Source organism: Escherichia sp. HH26CH (assembly GCF_009820205.1).
In the GTDB taxonomy this organism is placed as follows: Bacteria; Pseudomonadota; Gammaproteobacteria; order Enterobacterales; family Enterobacteriaceae; genus Escherichia; species Escherichia coli_F.
Window position 1 is genome coordinate 23252 of record NZ_VNXM01000037.1, and the last position, 20098, is coordinate 43349.

Annotated in this window: 20 protein-coding genes; 11 read left to right on the top strand and 9 right to left on the bottom strand. The window is 50.8% G+C overall.

What is annotated here, in order from left to right; translation table 11 throughout:
* Positions 1 to 53: 53 nt before the first annotated feature.
* Positions 54 to 1106 carry a 4-oxalomesaconate tautomerase gene (locus tag FQ015_RS11895; protein ID WP_160524096.1) on the bottom strand — a complete coding sequence of 351 codons (1053 nt, stop codon included), beginning with the start codon at positions 1104 to 1106 and terminating at the stop codon, positions 54 to 56.
* A 183-nt stretch (positions 1107 to 1289) separates the two neighbouring features.
* Between FQ015_RS11895 and FQ015_RS11900 the strand changes: the two genes are divergently transcribed.
* On the top strand, positions 1290 to 2243 hold the full coding sequence (locus FQ015_RS11900) for a LysR family transcriptional regulator (protein WP_000679972.1): 954 nt from the start codon (positions 1290 to 1292) through the stop codon (positions 2241 to 2243).
* 40 nt (positions 2244 to 2283) lie between these two features.
* Here the strand turns inward: FQ015_RS11900 and pgl are convergent, their stop codons facing one another.
* A complete protein-coding gene (gene pgl / locus FQ015_RS11905; protein WP_000815435.1) occupies positions 2284 to 3279 on the bottom strand; it encodes a 6-phosphogluconolactonase in 996 nt (331 codons plus the stop codon).
* Positions 3280 to 3433: 154 nt separating this feature from the next.
* On the opposite strand from pgl, the gene ybhA reads away from it, so the two are divergent.
* Positions 3434 to 4252: a bifunctional pyridoxal phosphate/fructose-1,6-bisphosphate phosphatase gene (gene ybhA, locus FQ015_RS11910; RefSeq protein ID WP_105278139.1), complete on the top strand. Its 819-nt coding sequence runs from the start codon at positions 3434 to 3436 to the stop codon at positions 4250 to 4252.
* On the opposite strand, the gene modC is transcribed toward ybhA, so the two are convergent.
* From modC to acrZ, 4 genes are all read right to left on the bottom strand, one after another.
* Positions 4253 to 5311 carry a molybdenum ABC transporter ATP-binding protein ModC gene (gene modC, locus FQ015_RS11915; protein WP_105278140.1) on the bottom strand — a complete coding sequence of 353 codons (1059 nt, stop codon included), beginning with the start codon at positions 5309 to 5311 and terminating at the stop codon, positions 4253 to 4255.
* Between the two features lie 2 nt (positions 5312 to 5313).
* Positions 5314 to 6003: a molybdate ABC transporter permease subunit gene (gene modB, locus FQ015_RS11920; RefSeq protein ID WP_000604034.1), complete on the bottom strand. Its 690-nt coding sequence runs from the start codon at positions 6001 to 6003 to the stop codon at positions 5314 to 5316.
* Positions 6003 to 6776 (bottom strand): molybdate ABC transporter substrate-binding protein, encoded by a 774-nt coding sequence (gene modA / locus FQ015_RS11925; protein ID WP_000101979.1) that lies wholly within the window; start codon positions 6774 to 6776, stop codon positions 6003 to 6005. Before modA ends, modB begins: the two co-directional genes overlap by 1 nt.
* 165 nt (positions 6777 to 6941) lie before the next feature.
* A complete protein-coding gene (gene acrZ / locus FQ015_RS11930) occupies positions 6942 to 7091 on the bottom strand; it encodes a multidrug efflux pump accessory protein AcrZ (protein WP_000891515.1) in 150 nt (49 codons plus the stop codon).
* 128 nt (positions 7092 to 7219) lie between these two features.
* On the opposite strand from acrZ, the gene modE reads away from it, so the two are divergent.
* The 7 genes from modE to gpmA all read left to right on the top strand — a co-directional run bounded on the left by modE (position 7220) and on the right by gpmA (position 15022).
* Positions 7220 to 8008 (top strand): molybdenum-dependent transcriptional regulator, encoded by a 789-nt coding sequence (gene modE / locus FQ015_RS11935; RefSeq protein ID WP_039021617.1) that lies wholly within the window; start codon positions 7220 to 7222, stop codon positions 8006 to 8008.
* A gap of 67 nt (positions 8009 to 8075) precedes the next feature.
* Positions 8076 to 9548 (top strand): molybdate ABC transporter ATP-binding protein ModF, encoded by a 1473-nt coding sequence (modF, locus tag FQ015_RS11940; RefSeq protein ID WP_105267134.1) that lies wholly within the window; start codon positions 8076 to 8078, stop codon positions 9546 to 9548.
* Positions 9549 to 9808: 260 nt separating this feature from the next.
* The gene (gene galE, locus FQ015_RS11945) at positions 9809 to 10825 is read left to right on the top strand and encodes a UDP-glucose 4-epimerase GalE (RefSeq protein WP_001265443.1); all 1017 of its coding nucleotides are present in this window, start codon (positions 9809 to 9811) and stop codon (positions 10823 to 10825) included.
* A gap of 9 nt (positions 10826 to 10834) precedes the next feature.
* Positions 10835 to 11881 (top strand): galactose-1-phosphate uridylyltransferase, encoded by a 1047-nt coding sequence (galT, locus tag FQ015_RS11950; RefSeq protein WP_039021619.1) that lies wholly within the window; start codon positions 10835 to 10837, stop codon positions 11879 to 11881.
* A gap of 3 nt (positions 11882 to 11884) precedes the next feature.
* Positions 11885 to 13033, top strand: a complete 1149-nt coding sequence (galK, locus tag FQ015_RS11955; RefSeq protein WP_039021620.1) for a galactokinase — start codon at positions 11885 to 11887, stop codon at positions 13031 to 13033.
* Positions 13027 to 14067, top strand: a complete 1041-nt coding sequence (galM, locus tag FQ015_RS11960; protein WP_000931381.1) for a galactose-1-epimerase — start codon at positions 13027 to 13029, stop codon at positions 14065 to 14067. Before galK ends, galM begins: the two co-directional genes overlap by 7 nt.
* Positions 14068 to 14269: 202 nt before the next feature.
* Complete coding sequence (gene gpmA / locus FQ015_RS11965; protein WP_001295305.1) at positions 14270 to 15022, top strand: 2,3-diphosphoglycerate-dependent phosphoglycerate mutase; 753 nt, start codon at positions 14270 to 14272, stop codon at positions 15020 to 15022.
* Between the two features lie 157 nt (positions 15023 to 15179).
* On the opposite strand, the gene aroG is transcribed toward gpmA, so the two are convergent.
* Positions 15180 to 16232 (bottom strand): 3-deoxy-7-phosphoheptulonate synthase AroG, encoded by a 1053-nt coding sequence (gene aroG / locus FQ015_RS11970; protein ID WP_039021240.1) that lies wholly within the window; start codon positions 16230 to 16232, stop codon positions 15180 to 15182.
* 315 nt (positions 16233 to 16547) lie between these two features.
* Between aroG and FQ015_RS11975 the strand changes: the two genes are divergently transcribed.
* A complete protein-coding gene (locus FQ015_RS11975; RefSeq protein WP_000784342.1) occupies positions 16548 to 16928 on the top strand; it encodes a YbgS-like family protein in 381 nt (126 codons plus the stop codon).
* 113 nt (positions 16929 to 17041) lie between these two features.
* On the top strand, positions 17042 to 17983 hold the full coding sequence (gene zitB, locus FQ015_RS11980; RefSeq protein WP_000951276.1) for a CDF family zinc transporter ZitB: 942 nt from the start codon (positions 17042 to 17044) through the stop codon (positions 17981 to 17983).
* Here zitB and pnuC read toward each other — a convergent pair.
* Both pnuC and nadA read right to left on the bottom strand, forming a co-directional pair.
* Positions 17980 to 18699: a nicotinamide riboside transporter PnuC gene (gene pnuC, locus FQ015_RS11985; protein WP_000345406.1), complete on the bottom strand. Its 720-nt coding sequence runs from the start codon at positions 18697 to 18699 to the stop codon at positions 17980 to 17982. The two genes, zitB and pnuC, sit on opposite strands and share 4 nt — an antisense overlap.
* A 37-nt stretch (positions 18700 to 18736) precedes the next feature.
* Positions 18737 to 19780 carry a quinolinate synthase NadA gene (gene nadA, locus FQ015_RS11990; RefSeq protein WP_000115319.1) on the bottom strand — a complete coding sequence of 348 codons (1044 nt, stop codon included), beginning with the start codon at positions 19778 to 19780 and terminating at the stop codon, positions 18737 to 18739.
* Positions 19781 to 20098: the final 318 nt, after the last annotated feature.

A 20098-nucleotide genomic window follows, 5' to 3' on the forward strand; every position in this document is an offset into this window, starting at 1 on the left:
ATGACTTATACAGAAGTCCTTTGTTAATTGCCCTTATCACGACAACGACCTTTTCAGGGAAGATAAACTTCACCGGAAAATATTTTTCTGGTCGTCCGAATAACAGATGCGCGTAAGGTTGTGGCATCCTGACCTTCATTGCTTAAATGAACGTCGAGCGCACCACTGGGATGTTCAATATTGATATTGCCATATCCTACAGAAGGGACGATTTGTCGGGTGACGGTGCCTTCCAATGCACAGCTACTGGAAATGGCAATAGCACCGGTTATCGCCAGCGCACGATGGCAGGAGTGCGGCATAAAATAACGCACATTAATTGCCCCGCCTTTCTGTGCTGGAGAAATAAGCACAGGCTTAGGGATAACCATATTACTGACATCACCTAAGCCCATTGCTTTACCCGCTTGTAGGCGGATAGATTCAATGCGGGCTAATAATTTTTTGTCGGCATCCAGTTCCGTCGGTAATTCATAGCCTGTTTTTCCCAGATATTCAGCCGGAATAATGACGACTGGCATCGCCATATCGATACAGGTCACCGGGACATCGTCAAAATAATCGATCTGATTATCAGTCGGAAAAACTTTTCCGGTTTTTGTTCCGGCGGCATTCAGGAAAGTGAGCGCAACTGGTGCGGCAGTACCCGGTACACCGTCAATCCTGGCACTACCTTCATATTCGACAACACCATTTGGCGTTTGCACATCAGCTTCGATGAATGTACCAGTATTAACGTTGCGGATACGTACGCGGGTAACTGGCGAAGTCGCTGTAATCAAACCATTTTCAATGGCGAATGCCCCAACGCCAGACAGCATATTGCCGCAGTTAGGTGTAGTGTCGACACGTTGCTCATGGACGATAACCTGAGCAAACAGATAATCGACGTCAGCACGCGGATCGCTGGAACGGCTAATTATGGCGACTTTACTGGTCAGTGGATTACCGCCGCCAATACCGTCAATTTCCAGATCGTTACCGGAACCCATAATTGCCATCAATATTTTATCGCGCTGCGTTTGATCTTCGGGTAGATGTTCCGCTAACAGGAACGCGTCCCTCGAGGTTCCACCTCGCATCATCACGCAGGGTATTTTTTTCATAATAATGCCCTCAATTTAAAAACATAACTTATTGCGATATGGTTACATTAAGGGCAAAGCATCTCTAATGACTTTAGCTCAACGATTAATAACATTTTTTCATTAATTTAAGTTGGCTAAATGCAGTTAAAATTTTTAACGGCCAGTCACCCAAAATCGTCGCTTCCATTTTCTGGAGTAATAATGAAGCATGAATTATCAAGTATGAAGGCATTTGTCATACTGGCAGAGTCCAGTTCATTTAACAATGCCGCTAAATTACTCAATATTACGCAACCTGCATTAACGCGAAGAATAAAAAAGATGGAAGAGGATTTACATATTCAACTATTTGAGCGTACAACTCGCAAGGTTACGTTAACAAAAGCAGGAAAAAGGTTGCTCCCGGAGGCGCGGGAATTAATAAAGAAATTCGATGAAACGCTTTTTAATATTCGTGATATGAATGCTTATCATCGTGGTATGGTGACGTTAGCGTGTATTCCGACCGCAGTATTTTATTTTTTACCACTGGCAATCGGTAAATTTAATGAGCTGTATCCCAATATTAAAGTGCGGATTCTGGAACAAGGCACGAATAATTGCATGGAATCGGTGCTGTGTAACGAATCAGACTTTGGCATAAACATGAACAACGTCACAAATTCATCCATTGATTTTACCCCACTGGTCAACGAGCCGTTTGTGCTGGCCTGTCGGCGTGACCACCCATTAGCCAAAAAGCAGCTTGTAGAATGGCAGGAGTTAGTAGGTTACAAAATGATTGGCGTACGCTCCTCCAGCGGCAACCGACTGCTGATAGAACAGCAACTGGCCGACAAGCCCTGGAAGCTGGATTGGTTTTACGAAGTGCGTCATCTTTCGACGTCGTTAGGACTGGTAGAGGCGGGACTGGGGATTTCGGCGCTTCCTGGTCTGGCAATGCCCCATGCGCCCTATTCTTCGATTATTGGTATCCCGCTGGTGGAACCCGTTATACGTCGGACATTGGGGATTATTCGCCGCAAAGATGCCGTACTTTCTCCGGCAGCAGAACGCTTTTTTGCCTTGCTGATTAATTTGTGGACTGACGATAAAGACAACTTGTGGACCAATATCGTCGAACGCCAAAGACATGCGTTACAGGAGATAGGTTAATACACCGGCGCAGGAGAGACTGCGCCGGGTGAATCAGCGGTTAGTGTGCGTTCACCACTACCCACATTGGCCCCTGCCCGACCGCATAACGGCCTTTTTCATGCAGTAGCCCCTGCTCGCCAACAATTTCGTATACCGAGATGTGGTGAGATTTTTGCCCGGCGGCAATCAGATACTTGCCGCTGTGATCAACATTAAAGCCGCGCGGCTGGGTTTCAGTTGGCTGGAAGCCCTCTTTACTCAACACGCTGCCATCTTCCGAAACGCTGAAGACAGTAATCAGGCTGGCAGTACGGTCACAGGCATATAAGTGACGCCCATCCGGGGTGATATGAATATCAGCCGCCCAACGGGTGTCGGAGAAGTTTTCCGGCATCATATCCAGCGTCTGGACACATTCGATATTGCCGTGCGGATCTTTCAGTTCCCAGACATCCACTGAGCTGTTTAACTCATTGACGCAATACGCATATTGTTCGTTTGGATGGAATACCATATGACGCGGGCCGGCCCCTTCAACGGTAGTCACTTCCGCAGGGTCCTGCGCCACCAGATGACCATCATCGCTGACCGTAAACAGGCAAATGCGATCCTGCTTTAATGCCGGAACCCACAACGTACGGTTGTCCGGTGAGATATTGGCGGAATGGCAACCGTCCAGCCCCTCGACCACATCGACGACGCCCACTGGCAGGCCATCTTCCAGACGCGTTACGCTCACGTTACCCGCATTGTAAGAACCTACAAAGACAAACTGCCCCTGGTGATCGGTGGAAATATGCGTCGGACTACCCGGCAGCGCAGACTCTGCGGCAAAGGTCAGTGCGCCATCGTCCGGGGCGATACGATACGCCAGGACGCGAAACTCAGGGCGAACACCAACATAGAGATAACGTTTGTCCGGGCTGACCACCATCGGCTGCACCTGCCCCGGCACATCGACAACCTGTGTCAGCGTCAGTGCGCCTTCATGATTCAGGTTCCAGACGTGAATTTGCTGGCTCTCAGGGCTGGCGATATAAACTGTTTGCTTCATGAATGCTCCTTTGCATTTAGCAACTGACTGTAACAGCTAAAATTAGTCGCTTTTGGCGGTGAATGCTGAATTAAAACGCAGAATTTTGTCCGATAGTGGTATCGGTGTACCATTCGCGCAGACGAAAATTCTTAACCTTAATCTGGAATACGCCATGACCACACGCGTGATTGCACTCGACTTAGACGGCACCTTATTGACCCCGAAAAAAACCTTGCTTCCTTCATCGATAGAAGCCCTGGCCCGCGCTCGCGAAGCAGGCTATCAATTAATCATCGTCACGGGCCGCCATCACGTCGCTATTCATCCTTTTTATCAGGCGCTGGCGCTGGATACACCTGCTATTTGCTGTAATGGCACCTATTTGTATGATTATCATGCAAAAACAGTGCTTGAAGCCGATCCAATGCCCGTTAATAAAGCCCTGCAACTCATTGAGATGCTGAATGAACACCACATTCACGGTCTGATGTATGTGGATGATGCAATGGTCTATGAGCACCCGACCGGGCATGTCATTCGCACGTCTAACTGGGCGCAAACCCTGCCGCCGGAACAGCGTCCGACCTTTACCCAGGTTGCTTCACTGGCCGAGACAGCGCAGGAAGTTAACGCAGTATGGAAGTTCGCCCTGACACACGATGACCTGCCGCAATTGCAGCAATTTGGTAAGCATGTTGAACATGAATTGGGACTGGAGTGTGAATGGTCCTGGCACGATCAGGTTGATATTGCCCGCGGTGGTAACAGCAAAGGTAAACGCCTGACGAAATGGGTTGAGGCGCAAGGCTGGTCGATGGAAAACGTCGTCGCATTCGGCGATAATTTTAATGATATCAGTATGCTGGAAGCCGCTGGTACAGGCGTGGCGATGGGCAACGCTGATGACGCAGTAAAAGCGCGTGCCAACATTGTGATTGGTGATAACACCACCGACAGCATTGCCCAGTTCATTTATAGCCACCTGATTTAATCAGGCGGTTATCGAGACACTTTTAATTTGCGCGTACAGCCACAGGCCTGGTTTGATCGCCAGTTCATCCCTGGCCCACGGGCTGATACGCGCCCACAGCGTTTTACCGCCGACTTCCAGCTCCACTTCCACCTGGCCGTTGTCGTCATAACTATTAACAACTTTTGCCCGCAATACGTTACGAATGCTGGTTTGCTGCGGCGGTTGTAAAACCAGAGAAACATCGGAAGCCTGAATGCGGATACGTAGCGCAGCTTGCAGCGGTTCGTCCAGCTTATTGACCCACAAATGCTGATCGCCCAGCGCCAGCGCGGTCATCGCGTAATGCGGATGATGCTCAAGCACCGTTACTTTCAGAATGCTACTTTGTTGCTCTTTCGGCAGCCACGGATTCATCACGCTACTGCCCCACACTTCCTCCAGCGCGCCAAAGGCTTTCACCTGACCGTTTTCCAGTACCATCACTCGGTCTGCCAGATGGAGGATCTCATCCAGCGAATGGCTGACATAGAGCATCGGAATGTTGATTTCCCGCGTCAACCGTTGCAGATAAGGCAATAGCTCGCGTTTTCGCGGAAGATCCAGCGAGGCCAGTGGTTCATCCAGCAATAATAATTCCGGTGCCGTCAGCAATGCCCGGCCAATTGCCACACGCTGTTTTTCGCCTCCGGACAGGCTGCCCGGTAAACGCTCAAGCAACGGTTCAATGCCTAAAAGCGTCACCAGCTTATCGAACTGATCGACCATGCTTTTCGCCATGCCGTAGCGCAAATTGCCACGCACTTTATAATGCGGAAACAGCCGCGCATCCTGAAACACATAGCCTACGCGACGCTTTTCTGGCGTCAGGCAGATACCTTTATCGGCGTCATTTAGTACCCGACCATTGAGGACAATCCGCCCTTTTTGTGGACGTGTCAGCCCACTGATGGCGTTAATCAGCGAGGTTTTTCCGGCACCAGAGACGCCAAAGATAGCAGTGATACCATTGGCGGGCAGCGTTTCATTAATGGTCAGGCAATGGTTGCCCAACGTCTGGGAAAAATTCAGTTCCAACATGATTAGCGCCCCGCCCTTTCACGGCTGATTCTGGCCAGCCATTCTGAAATCAACAGGGAGATCATCGCCAGCGCAATAGAAATAATACACAGTCTCGCCGCGCCACTTTCCCCGCCGGGAGTCTGGATCAGGGTATACATGGCAGAAGGAATGGTTCGCGTTTCACCAGGAATGTTAGAAACAAAGGTTATGGTTGCACCAAACTCACCGAGCGAACGAGCGAATGCCAGTACCGTACCGACGATAATTCCCGGTAAGGTCAGCGGTAACGTGATAGTAAAGAACACGCGCCAGCGCCCTGCCCCCAATGTTCTTGCGGCCTGTTCCAGTTTGACATCAACCCCTTCCAGCGCCAGACGAATTGCCCGCACCATCAACGGAAACGACATCACGGCGGCAGCGAGAACCGCGCCACGCCAGCTAAAGGCGAAGGTAATGCCAAACCAGTCATACAGACGTTCACCGATAAATCCGCGCCGTCCCATCGAAACTAATAACAAGTAACCGACGACCACGGGCGGTAACACCAGCGGTAGATGCAGTACGCTGTCGAGCAGAGCTTTGCCCGGAAATGTGCAACGCACCAGTAACCAGGCAAAAAAGATCCCAAACGGCAGGCTAAACAGCACAGCCAGGGAAGAAACTTTCAGGCTTAATAAAACCGCCTGCCATTCTGGATCGGTCAGTATCATTACTTGGTTGTAAATCCGTAGCGTTTAAAAATTTCCGCAGCCTGCGGTCCCTTCAGATAATCATAAAATGCTTTTACTGTCGCATTGTTATGTCCTTCCACAACAGCAACCGGATATTCCACTTTTTTATGTGAATCTTCCGGGAAGGTGGCAACCACTTTTACCCCTTTGCTGGCAACAGCGTCAGAACCGTAAACAATACCCAGCGGCGCTTCATTGCGTTCGACCAACGCCAGCGCGCCACGAACATCTTCCGCCGGAGCCAGTTTCGGGGAGAGCGTATCCCATGCGCCCAGTTTTTGCAGTGCTTCTTTTGCATAAATGCCAGCGGGAACATGTTCCGGATCACCAACCGCCAGGCGACCGCCATTCAGCAGCGAAGTCCAGTTGGTTTTGCTGTCAATGGAGAAATCTTTCTGCTCGCTGGCTTTCGGTGCTACAACAACCAGGCTATTACCGAGTAGAGTCTGACGCGAGGCCGTATCGATCGCTTTTTTATCAACCGCATAATCCATCCATTTCTGATCGGCAGAAATAAACAGATCCGCAGGCGCACCCGCTTCAATCTGACGGGCCAGGGTAGAAGACGAGGCGAAAGAAGAGACGACATCTACGCCTTTCTCTTTTTTATACTGCGTAGCGATGTCCTGCATTGCGTTAGTCAGTGATGCGGCGGCGAACACCGTGATTTTTCCTTCATCTGCCAGTACATTGCCAGCAACAGCGAAAGAGAATGCCGCCCCGGCAAACAAGTTCAACCATTTACGAGCCATTGGTAACCCCTTAATGTGACGTTATGTAGGCGACAATATAACGGCAAGTTCAGAATTTTCCCAGCAGTTATTGCTAACCTTTGTGAGGTTGATGAAAAAAATATCGGCAGGAAAAGCAGGAAGTTGAGAAAAAGAAAATGCCCGACTAAGCGGGCATTCAGGGAATCAATGATTTTGTCCGGGCTGGTCTTTTTTACCAACACCAGAAAAGATGTTGAATACTTCACCAAGACCGTAAATCAGACCCAGGATGATGGCCATCACGACAGGTACCATGATTACGGCGAATACCAGACTTTTTAATAACTCTAACATGGTCAACTCCAGATATAGTCATGAGACTATTCTAACCGCTAAGCACAGAAAAGCACTCCCCTTTTGTGCGGTCAGCTTTGCGTGGCGTTCGTTTTCCGTCACAATAAGACTTTTGCCAGGACATTGTTATGCAGGCCGAAATCCTTCTCACCCTTAAGCTCCAACAAAAATTATTCGCCGACCCGCGCCGCATTTCGTTACTAAAACACATTGCGCTTTCCGGTTCCATTAGCCAGGGAGCGAAAGATGCCGGTATCAGCTATAAAAGCGCCTGGGATGCCATTAACGAGATGAATCAGTTAAGTGAGCATATTCTGGTTGAGCGCGCAACAGGCGGTAAAGGTGGCGGCGGCGCAGTACTGACCCGCTATGGTCAGCGACTGATTCAGCTCTATGATTTACTGGCGCAAATCCAGCAAAAAGCCTTTGATGTGTTAAGTGACGATGACGCCTTGCCGCTGAACAGCCTGCTGGCCGCGATCTCACGTTTTTCACTGCAGACCAGTGCCCGTAACCAGTGGTTTGGCACCATCACCGCCCGCGATCATGATGACATTCAACAACATGTTGATGTCTTACTGGCCGATGGCAAAACACGCCTTAAAGTCGCGATTACCGCACAAAGTGGCGCACGTCTGGGACTGGATGAAGGCAAAGAAGTGTTGATTCTGCTGAAAGCGCCGTGGGTGAACATTACTCAGGATGACACTGTCGCCCAGGGTGCCGACAACCAATTGCCGGGCATTATTCGTCATATAGAGCGCGGTGCAGAACAGTGCGAAGTATTAATGGCTTTACCTGACGGGCAAACACTATGCGCCACGGTGCCGGTAAATGAAGCGACTACTCTTCAGCAAGGGCAGAATGTCACGGCCTACTTTAATGCCGACAGCGTGATTATCGCTACGCTTTGCTAAGCGTGTTGACAATTTGTTATGAAACACGTATCCCTGTCAGTAATCGCTGCAAAAAATGGGATATAAAATGTCATCGTTGCAAATTTTGCAAGGCACGTTTCGTCTTAGCGACACAAAAACGCTGCAATTGTCTCAGCTAACGTTAAACGCGGGTGATAGTTGGGCGTTTGTCGGTTCGAATGGAAGCGGGAAGTCGGCGCTGGCCCGCGCGCTGGCGGGGGAACTTCCGCTTTTGAAAGGTGAACGACAAAGTCAGTTTTCCCACATCACTCGTCTCTCCTTCGAGCAATTGCAAAAGCTCGTCAGCGACGAATGGCAACGGAATAACACCGATATGCTCGGCCCTGGCGAAGATGACACCGGACGCACTACGGCTGAGATCATTCAGGATGAAATTAAGGATGCACAGCGTTGTGCGCAGCTGGCGCAGCAGTTCGGCATTACCGCCCTTCTCGACCGACGCTTTAAATACCTTTCCACTGGCGAGACGCGAAAAACCCTGCTGTGTCAGGCGCTGATGTCGGAGCCAGACTTGTTGATTCTTGATGAGCCGTTCGATGGCCTGGATGTTGCCTCACGTCAGCAGCTGGCTGAGCTGCTCGCCTCGTTACATCAGTCCGGTATTACCCTGGTACTGGTGCTCAATCGCTTCGATGAGATCCCGGAATTTGTCCAGTTTGCTGGCGTGCTGGCGGATTGCACGTTAGCGGAAACTGGCGCTAAAGAGGAACTGCTCCAACAAGCACTCGTCGCGCAACTGGCGCATAGCGAACAGCTTGAAGGTGTGCAACTGCCGGAGCCAGATGAACCTTCAGCACGTCACGCCTTACCCGCCAACGAACCGCGCATTGTGCTGAACAACGGCGTGGTTTCTTATAACGATCGCCCCATTCTTAATAACCTTAGCTGGCAGGTGAATCCAGGCGAGCACTGGCAAATTGTCGGGCCAAATGGCGCGGGAAAATCGACGCTATTAAGCCTGATTACAGGCGATCATCCGCAAGGTTACAGCAACGATTTAACGCTTTTCGGACGACGTCGCGGCAGCGGCGAAACCATCTGGGATATCAAAAAGCATATCGGTTACGTCAGCAGTAGTTTGCATCTGGATTACCGGGTCAGCACTACCGTGCGTAATGTGATCCTTTCTGGCTATTTTGATTCGATTGGCATTTATCAGGCCGTTTCAGATCGCCAGCAAAAACTGGTGCAGCAGTGGCTGGATATTCTCGGCATTGATAAACGCACGGCTGACGCTCCTTTCCATAGTCTTTCCTGGGGACAGCAGCGTCTGGCGCTGATCGTTCGCGCACTGGTGAAACATCCGACGTTGCTTATTCTCGATGAACCACTACAGGGGCTTGATCCGCTCAATCGCCAGCTTATCCGCCGTTTTGTTGATGTGCTGATTAGCGAAGGTGAAACGCAATTATTGTTTGTTTCGCACCACGCTGAAGATGCGCCTGCCTGTATTACCCATCGTCTTGAGTTCGTGCCGGACGGTGACTTTTATCGCTATGCGCTGACAAAAATAAACTGAGTCGGTAATGCTGACTGTACCGGAGGCGGCCTTAGCGCCCTCTCCGGCCTAAAGTTCGACGCATCCAGGCATGAAACCGCGACTTTTTTCAGATAAAAAGCGCAATCATTCATAAACCCTCTGTTTTATAATCACTTAATCGTGCATAAAGAACGGCTAAACTCTTGTGTAAACGATTCCACTAATTTATTCCATGTCACACTTTTCGCATCTTTGTTATGCTATGGTTATTTCATACCATAAGCCTAATGGAGCGAATTATGAGAGTTCTGGTTACCGGTGGTAGCGGTTACATTGGAAGTCATACCTGTGTGCAATTACTGCAAAACGGTCATGATGTCATCATTCTTGATAACCTCTGTAACAGTAAGCGCAGCGTACTGCCTGTTATCGAGCGTTTAGGCGGCAAACATCCAACGTTTGTTGAAGGCGATATCCGTAACGAAGCGTTGATGACCGAGATCCTGCACGATCACGCTATCGACACCGTGATCCACTTCGCCGGGCTGAAAGCCGTTGGCGAATCGGTACAAAAACCGCTGGAATATTACGACAACAATGTCAACGGCACCCTGCGCCTGATTAGCGCCATGCGCGCCGCTAACGTCAAAAACTTTATCTTTAGCTCCTCCGCCACCGTTTATGGCGATCAGCCCAAAATTCCATATGTTGAAAGCTTCCCGACCGGCACACCGCAAAGCCCTTACGGCAAAAGCAAGCTGATGGTGGAACAGATCCTCACCGATCTGCAAAAAGCCCAGCCGGACTGGAGCATTGCCCTGCTGCGCTACTTCAACCCAGTTGGCGCGCATCCGTCGGGCGATATGGGCGAAGATCCGCAAGGCATTCCGAATAACCTGATGCCATACATCGCCCAGGTTGCTGTAGGCCGTCGCGACTCGCTGGCGATTTTTGGTAACGATTATCCGACCGAAGACGGTACTGGCGTGCGCGATTACATCCACGTAATGGATCTGGCGGACGGTCACGTCGTGGCGATGGAAAAACTGGCGAACAAGCCAGGCGTACACATCTACAACCTCGGCGCTGGCGTGGGCAGCAGCGTGCTGGACGTGGTGAATGCCTTCAGCAAAGCCTGCGGCAAACCGGTTAATTATCATTTTGCACCGCGTCGCGAGGGCGACCTTCCGGCCTACTGGGCGGACGCCAGCAAAGCCGACCGTGAACTGAACTGGCGCGTAACGCGCACACTCGATGAAATGGCGCAGGACACCTGGCACTGGCAGTCACGCCATCCACAGGGATATCCCGATTAAGGAACGACCATGACGCAATTTAATCCCGTTGATCATCCACATCGCCGCTACAACCCGCTCACCGGGCAATGGATTCTGGTTTCACCGCACCGCGCTAAGCGCCCCTGGCAGGGGGCGCAGGAAACGCCAGCCAAACAGGTGTTACCTGCGCACGATCCAGATTGCTTCCTCTGCGCAGGTAATGTGCGGGTGACAGGCGATAAAAACCCCGATTACACCGGGACTTACGTTTTCACTAATGACTTTGCGGCCTTGATGTCTGACACGCCAGATGCGCCAGAAAGCAACGATCCGCTGATGCGTTGTCAGAGCGCGCGCGGTACCAGCCGGGTGATCTGCTTTTCACCGGATCACAGTAAAACGCTGCCAGAACTGAGCGTTGCGGCATTGACGGAAATCGTCAAAACCTGGCAGGAGCAAACCGCAGAACTGGGGAAAACATACCCGTGGGTGCAGGTCTTTGAAAACAAAGGCGCGACGATGGGCTGCTCTAACCCGCATCCGCACGGACAGATCTGGGCAAATAGCTTCCTGCCTAACGAAGCTGAGCGCGAAGACCGCCTGCAAAAAGAATATTTCGCCGGGCAGAAATCACCAATGCTGGTGGATTATGTTCAGCGCGAGCTGGCAGACGGTAGCCGTACCGTTGTCGAAACCGAACACTGGTTAGCCGTTGTACCTTACTGGGCTGCCTGGCCGTTCGAAACGCTACTGCTGCCCAAAGCCCACGTTTTGCGGATCACCGATTTGACCGACGCCCAGCGCAGCGATTTGGCGCTGGCGTTGAAAAAGCTGACCAGTCGTTATGACAACCTCTTCCAGTGCTCCTTCCCCTATTCTATGGGCTGGCACGGCGCGCCATTTAATGGCGAAGAGAATCAACACTGGCAGCTGCACGCGCACTTTTATCCACCTCTGTTGCGCTCCGCCACCGTACGTAAATTTATGGTTGGTTATGAAATGCTGGCAGAGACCCAGCGAGACCTGACCGCAGAACAGGCAGCAGAGCGTTTGCGCGCAGTCAGCGATATCCATTTTCGCGAATCCGGAGTGTAAGAAATGAGTCTGAAAGAAAAAACACAATCTCTGTTTGCCAATGCATTTGGCTACCCTGCCACTCATACCATTCAGGCGCCTGGCCGCGTGAATCTTATTGGTGAACACACCGACTACAACGACGGTTTCGTTCTGCCCTGCGCGATTGATTATCAAACCGTGATCAGTTGTGCGCCACGCAATGACCGTAAAGTTCGCGTGATGGCAGCCGATTATGAAAATCAGCTTGACGAGTTTTCCCTTGATGCGCCTATTGTCGCACATGAAAACTATCAATGGGCTAACTACGTCCGTGGCGTAGTGAAACATCTGCAACTGCGTAACAACAACTTTGGCGGTGTGGACATGGTGATCAGCGGCAATGTGCCGCAGGGTGCAGGGTTAAGTTCTTCCGCTTCACTGGAAGTCGCGGTCGGAACCGTATTGCAGCAACTTTATCATCTGCCGCTGGACGGCGCACAAATCGCACTTAACGGCCAGGAAGCAGAAAACCAGTTTGTTGGCTGTAACTGTGGGATCATGGATCAGCTGATTTCCGCGCTCGGCAAAAAAGATCATGCCTTGCTGATCGATTGCCGCTCACTGGGCACCAAAGCGGTTTCCATGCCCAAAGGTGTGGCTATCGTCATCATCAACAGTAACTTCAAACGTACCCTGGTTGGCAGCGAATACAACACCCGTCGTGAACAGTGCGAAACCGGTGCGCGTTTCTTCCAGCAGCCGGCCCTGCGCGATGTCACCATTGAAGAGTTCAACGCTGTTGCGCATGAACTGGACCCGATCGTGGCGAAACGCGTGCGTCATATCCTGACTGAAAACGCCCGTACCGTTGAAGCAGCCAGCGCACTGGAGCAAGGCGACCTGAAACGTATGGGCGAGTTGATGGCGGAGTCTCATGCTTCTATGCGCGATGATTTCGAAATCACCGTGCCGCAAATTGACACTCTGGTAGAAATCGTCAAAGCTGTGATTGGCGACAAAGGTGGCGTACGCATGACCGGCGGCGGATTTGGCGGCTGTATCGTCGCACTGATCCCGGAAGAGCTGGTGCCTGCCGTACAGCAGGCTGTCGCTGAACAATATGAAGCAAAAACAGGTATTAAAGAGACTTTTTACGTTTGTAAACCATCACAAGGAGCAGGACAGTGCTGAACGAAACTCCCGCACTGGCACCCGATGGTCAGCCGTACCGACTGTTAACTTTGCGTAACAACGCAGGGATGGTAGTCACGCTGATGGACTGGGGTGCGACTTTACTTTCCGCCCGTATTCCGCTTTCCGATGGCAGCGTCCGCGAGGCGCTGCTCGGCTGCGCCAGCCCGGAATGCTATCAGGATCAGGCCGCGTTTCTGGGGGCCTCTATTGGTCGTTATGCCAACCGCATCGCCAATAGCCGTTATACCTTTGACGATGAAACCGTGACGCTTTCGCCAAGTCAGGGCGTTAACCAGCTGCACGGCGGCCCGGAAGGGTTCGACAAACGTCGCTGGCAGATTGTGAATCAGAACGATCGTCAGGTGCTGTTTGCCTTGAGTTCAGAAGATGGCGATCAGGGCTTTCCGGGGAATCTCGGCGCGACAGTGCAGTATCGTCTGACCGACGATAACCGTATCTCCATTACTTATCGCGCCACAGTTGATAAACCTTGCCCGGTGAATATGACTAATCACGTCTATTTCAACCTCGACGGCGAGCAGTCTGACGTGCGCAATCACAAGTTGCAGATTCTGGCGGACGAATATCTACCGGTTGATGAAGGCGGCATTCCGCACGACGGTCTGAAATCTGTCGCCGGAACATCTTTTGATTTCCGCAGCGCCAAAATCATCGCCAGTGAGTTTCTTGCCGACGACGATCAGCGCAAAGTGAAAGGTTACGATCATGCGTTCTTGTTACAGGCTAAAGGTGATGGCAAGAAAGTGGCGGCGCATGTCTGGTCAGCAGATGAAAAATTGCAACTGAAGGTCTACACCACCGCTCCGGCTCTGCAATTTTACTCCGGCAACTTCCTTGGTGGCACGCCGTCACGGGGAACTGAACCTTACGCCGACTGGCAGGGCCTGGCGCTGGAAAGCGAGTTCCTGCCGGACAGCCCAAACCACCCTGAATGGCCGCAACCGGACTGCTTCCTGCGTCCTGGCGAAGAGTATTCCAGCCTGACAGAATATCAGTTTATAGCTGAATAACTTTAAGCCCTCGCGATGAGGGCTTTCTCCTTATATTGCTCAAATCACCAGCAAACACCGACATATTTGCAACTCAATATTCACAACAACCTTACACTGCGACACTATTTTCGCTATGGTTATGCGTAAGCATTGCTGTTGCTTCGTCACGGCAATATAATGAGAATTATTATCATTAAAAGATGATTTGAGGAGTAAGTATATGGCTGTAACTAAGCTGGTTCTGGTTCGTCATGGCGAAAGTCAGTGGAACAAAGAAAACCGTTTCACCGGTTGGTACGACGTGGATCTGTCTGAGAAAGGCGTAAGCGAAGCAAAAGCAGCTGGTAAGCTGCTGAAAGAGGAAGGTTACAGCTTTGACTTTGCTTACACCTCTGTGCTGAAACGCGCTATCCATACCCTGTGGAATGTGCTGGACGAACTGGATCAGGCATGGCTGCCCGTTGAGAAATCCTGGAAACTGAACGAACGTCACTACGGTGCGTTGCAGGGTCTGAATAAAGCGGAAACCGCTGAAAAGTATGGCGACGAGCAGGTGAAACAGTGGCGTCGTGGTTTTGCAGTGACTCCGCCGGAACTGACTAAAGATGATGAGCGTTATCCGGGTCACGATCCACGTTACGCAAAGCTGAGCGAGAAAGAACTGCCACTGACGGAAAGCCTGGCGCTGACCATTGACCGCGTGATCCCTTACTGGAATGAAACCATTCTGCCGCGTATGAAGAGCGGTGAGCGCGTAATCATCGCCGCACACGGTAACTCGTTACGTGCGCTGGTGAAATATCTCGATAACATGAGCGAAGAAGAGATTCTTGAGCTGAATATCCCGACCGGCGTGCCACTGGTGTATGAGTTCGACGAGAATTTCAAACCGCTGAAACGCTATTATCTGGGTAATGCTGACGAGATCGCGGCGAAAGCAGCGGCCGTTGCTAACCAGGGTAAAGCGAAGTAAACGTCATTCGCTTAAAAATGAGAAAGCCGACTGCAAGTGAGTCGGCTTTTTTGTTGCTAACAATGGAGCACATTGCCTGATGCGACGCTGCGCGTCTTATCAGGCCTACGGTGATTCATCGGATAACCACTGTGACGGCGCATCCGACAATTAAACTTTACCCGCGACGCGCTTTTACTGCATTCGCCAGTTGACGTAACAGAGCATCGGTATCCTCCCAGCCAATGCAGGCATCGGTGATGCTCTTGCCATAGGCCAGCGGTTCCCCGCTCTCCAGGCTCTGATTGCCTTCCACCAGATGGCTTTCCACCATCACACCAATAATGGCTTTCTCGCCACCGGCAATCTGCTGGCAAACGTCAGCACAAACATCCATCTGCTTTTTGAACTGTTTGGACGAGTTGGCATGGCTGAAATCGATCATCACCTGCGCTGGCAGGCCTGCTTTGTTCAGCCCTTCTTTCACTTCTGCGACATGTTTCTCACTGTAATTAGGCTCTTTACCGCCGCGCAGAATGATATGGCAATCGCCGTTACCGCTGGTATTCACAATCGCCGAATGCCCCCATTTCGTTACGGACAGGAAGCAGTGCGGCGCACCGGCGGCATTAATAGCATCGATAGCCACTTTAATCGTACCGTCGGTGCCATTTTTGAAGCCGACCGGACAAGAAAGCCCTGATGCCAGTTCGCGGTGCACCTGCGATTCCGTGGTACGTGCGCCAATTGCGCCCCAGCTCATCAGGTCAGCGAGATATTGTGGGGTGATCATATCCAGGAATTCACCCGCCGCTGGCAGACCGCTGTCGTTAATATCGAGCAGCAATTTGCGGGCAATACGCAGACCGTCGTTGATCTGGAAGCTGTTATCCATATGCGGATCGTTAATCAGCCCTTTCCAGCCCACCGTGGTACGCGGCTTTTCAAAATAGACGCGCATCACGATTTCCAGCTCATCTTGCAGCTCTTCACGCAGCGCCAGCAAGCGAGTGGCATACTCTTTAGCCGCGACGGGATCATGAATAGAACACGGACCAATCACCACCAACAGGCGATCATCATTACCTTTCAGGATCTTATGGATCGCTTTTCGGGCATGGGCAACCGTATTCGCGGCATTTTCAGTAGCAGGGAATTTTTCCAGCAATGCGACAGGAGGAAGTAACTCTTTGATTTCTTTGATGCGTAAATCGTCGTTCTGATAATTCATGTCTGTTCCAGTGTTGCCATACTTATCTTAGTGAATGCAATACTTCCAATCTATATCTTCCGTCAGAATGTGTAAACGGGGTTTTACACTATGAACGGATTAATCCTGGAATTAGCAAGAAAAACGCCAGATTGTCGCGAAAAACGAGATCTCTCCTACAATTTCTAACTGTAACTCCTTTGTTTGTTAATTATTTCAAGATTCTCTGCTGCGTTTTATAACCTGGCTGAAATCTTAAACCATTGCCTTATATTCACCTGCAAATGCACTGTTGGAAGAGGTTATCCGACATAACGACCATAACAGGAGCATCCTATGAAAATGACAAAACTGGCCACACTATTTCTGACTGCCACTCTAAGCCTTGCCAGCGGAGCCGCACTGGCTGCCGATAGCGGAGCGCAAAGCAATAACGGCCAGGCAAACGCCGCAGCTGATGCGGGCCAGGTAGCCCCTGATGCCCGTGAAAATGTCGCGCCAAATAACGTCGACAATAACGGGGTAAATACCGGTTCTGGCGGCACAATGCTGCATCCGGATGGTTCTTCAATGAACAATGACGGCATGACCAAAGATGAAGAGCACAAGAACACCATGTGCAAAGATGGTCGCTGCCCGGATATCAATAAAAAAGTCCAAACCGGTGATGGCATCAACAATGATGTCGATACCAAAACCGACGGTACCACGCAGTAACCCTGCGAAATAGCCAATAATGGGAGAGCGGAGTCTCTCCCTTTTAATTTTTCCCTTCTAAAAGCAGTATGATGTCATAAAGTTAAGTGAGAATAATTAAGGGATGACTCGTCATGGCGCACTCACACTCACACACGTCCTCACACCTGCCAGAAGATAATAATGCTCGTCGCTTGTTGTATGCTTTCGGCGTGACTGCCGGGTTTATGCTGGTAGAAGTCATTGGTGGTTTTCTTTCTGGTTCTCTGGCTTTGCTGGCCGATGCGGGTCATATGTTGACCGATACTGCTGCCCTGCTTTTTGCCCTACTCGCCGTGCAATTTTCACGTCGTCCTCCCACCATTCGCCACACTTTCGGTTGGCTAAGATTGACCACGCTCGCGGCGTTTGTGAATGCCATCGCCCTGGTGGTGATTACTATTTTGATTGTCTGGGAGGCGATAGAACGCTTCCGCACTCCGCGTCCGGTCGAGGGCGGCATGATGATGGCAATTGCCGTGGCTGGGCTGCTGGCAAATATACTTTCTTTCTGGTTACTTCATCACGGCAGCGAAGAGAAAAACCTCAACGTGCGAGCAGCGGCACTGCATGTGCTCGGGGACCTGCTGGGTTCGGTTGGGGCTATTATTGCCGCGTTGATTATTATCTGGACCGGCTGGACACCTGCTGACCCCATTCTCTCAATACTGGTGTCGCTTCTGGTTCTGCGTAGCGCGTGGCGACTGTTGAAAGATAGCGTGAATGAATTACTTGAAGGTGCACCGGTATCGCTGGATATCGCCGAACTGAAGCGTCGTATGTGCCGGGAAATCCCGGAAGTCCGCAATGTGCACCATGTACATGTATGGATGGTAGGCGAGAAGCCGGTGATGACGCTGCATGTGCAGGTGATCCCGCCACACGATCACGATGCCTTGTTAGATCAGATCCAACACTACCTGATGGATCACTATCAGATTGAGCACGCCACTATTCAGATGGAATATCAACCTTGTCATGGGCCAGACTGCCACCTGAATGAAGGGGTGTCTGGCCATTCACATCATCATCATTAATGGGACAGCGCGCGTGAACCTCTTTCGCGTGCGCTGTTGATCCACATCCGGCTGCCGTTGAGGGCAATAAAGGTCAGGATGATGTACTCCAGAGACATGGCGTAAACGCCCTGAAGTGCAAAAATAACGACGCTAATCACGTTAATAATCACCCACAATAGCCAGTTTTCCACATACTTACGCGTCATCAGAATCATTGCCACGATAGATAACACCATCATGCATGAATCCCAGAACGGGAAAGCGTCCGGCTGTAGTTCAGGCATCGCAACCTGTAATCCTAATGCTTGCATGATCATGACTGCCACACGGGTCAAAAATGCAAACACCGGATTGATAAATACCGTCATCAGACCAATCGAAACAACGCAAACCGCCAACCAGCTGAGCGCCTTCGGCAATGGCAACCAGCGAATTTTCAACTCCGCCTCGTTCTGACTGGTTTGTCGCGACCACGCATACCAACCGTAAATATTCGCGGCAAAGAAAAACACCTGTAATAGCAGGCTGGCATACAGCTGAATCTGAAAGAAAATAATGCCAAACAAGGTGACGTTGATCAGGCCAAAGAAGTAGTTGCTGATCTTCTCCAGACTGGCAAGGCCAATACACAGCAACCCGGCGATCGTGCCTACCGCTTCGATCCATGAGAGATCATAACCGCCTGCTCCTATTGGTATATGTACCAGGATATTCTGCACACTAAAAAAATCCATCTTTCCCCCAAAGCGTAACGTGACGCCTTATTATTAGTTATCCACGTAGTGTAGCCGCAAAATCCAGCATACGATTGAGCGGCACCAGCGCCTTCTCTCGCAGCTTTTCCTCAACATGAACCTCGTGATTGCTTCCTTCCTGTTCTAATGCCTCTGCGATGGCCTGAAGGCCATTCATGGCCATCCACGGACAATGCGCGCAGCTGCGGCAGGTTGCGCCCTCACCCGCGGTTGGTGCTTCCAGTAACTCTTTATCTGGCACCGCCTGCTGCATTTTGTAGAAAATACCCCGATCGGTTGCCACGATAAGTCGCTGATGTGGCAATGTTTTCGCAGCAGCGATCAGTTGACTGGTGGAACCGACCGCATCCGCCATATCTACAATAGCTTGCGGTGATTCTGGATGCACCAGTATGGCAGCATCCGGGTATTCTTCTTGCAAGCGGGTTAACGCCTGAGTCTTAAACTCATCATGCACAATGCAGGCACCCTGCCAGCATAAAATGTCTGCTCCCGTCTGTTTTTGCACGTAACGCCCCAGATGTTTGTCGGGTGCCCAGATGATTTTTTCACCCAAACTATCCAGATGATCAATAAGTTCGACGGCAATGCTTGAAGTTACCACCCAATCTGCGCGCGCTTTTACCGCAGCAGAAGTGTTGGCGTAGACGACGACAGTACGATCGGGATGGGCATCGCAAAATGCGTTAAATTCTTCAACAGGGCAGCCGAGATCCAGTGAACATTCAGCCTGAAGTGTCGGCATCAGAATTGTTTTTTCCGGACTGAGAATTTTGGCGGTTTCTCCCATAAATCTCACCCCAGCGACTAACAACGTAGAAGCGGGATGCTTTGCACCGAAGCGCGCCATTTCCAGAGAATCAGAAATACAGCCACCGGTTTCTTCTGCCAGTTGTTGAATTTCGGGATCGGTATAGTAGTGGGCAACCATCACCGCATTACGTTCTTTTAGCAGACGTTTTATCTTCTCGCGGTAATACGCTTTTTCATCAATGCTTAACAGCGTCGGCTTCGGGGGGAAAGGATAAATCGCCGCTTCAGGATCAAACATCACGCTCATCTTACCATCTCGTTTTACAGGCTTAACATTAAAACCGACTTAAGCGTGACATTCGCTATTATCGGCATGATTTGTTTTATATGCTAAACAAGATAGTCGAATGGTGGGGAAAAGTCACTCGAAATACGTATGAGATGACGAATGCCACACTTTGCGTCTTATTCCTCCGACGTAGAGTCGTTTACGCAGCAAGCGCGGAGTATGTCATCAGGGTCAAGAATTGAAATTGAGAGATGCCTGAATAGCAAAAAAGCGCCTTTAGGGCGCTTTTTTACATTGGTGGGTCGTGCAGGATGACTCGCTTCGCTCGCCCTTCGG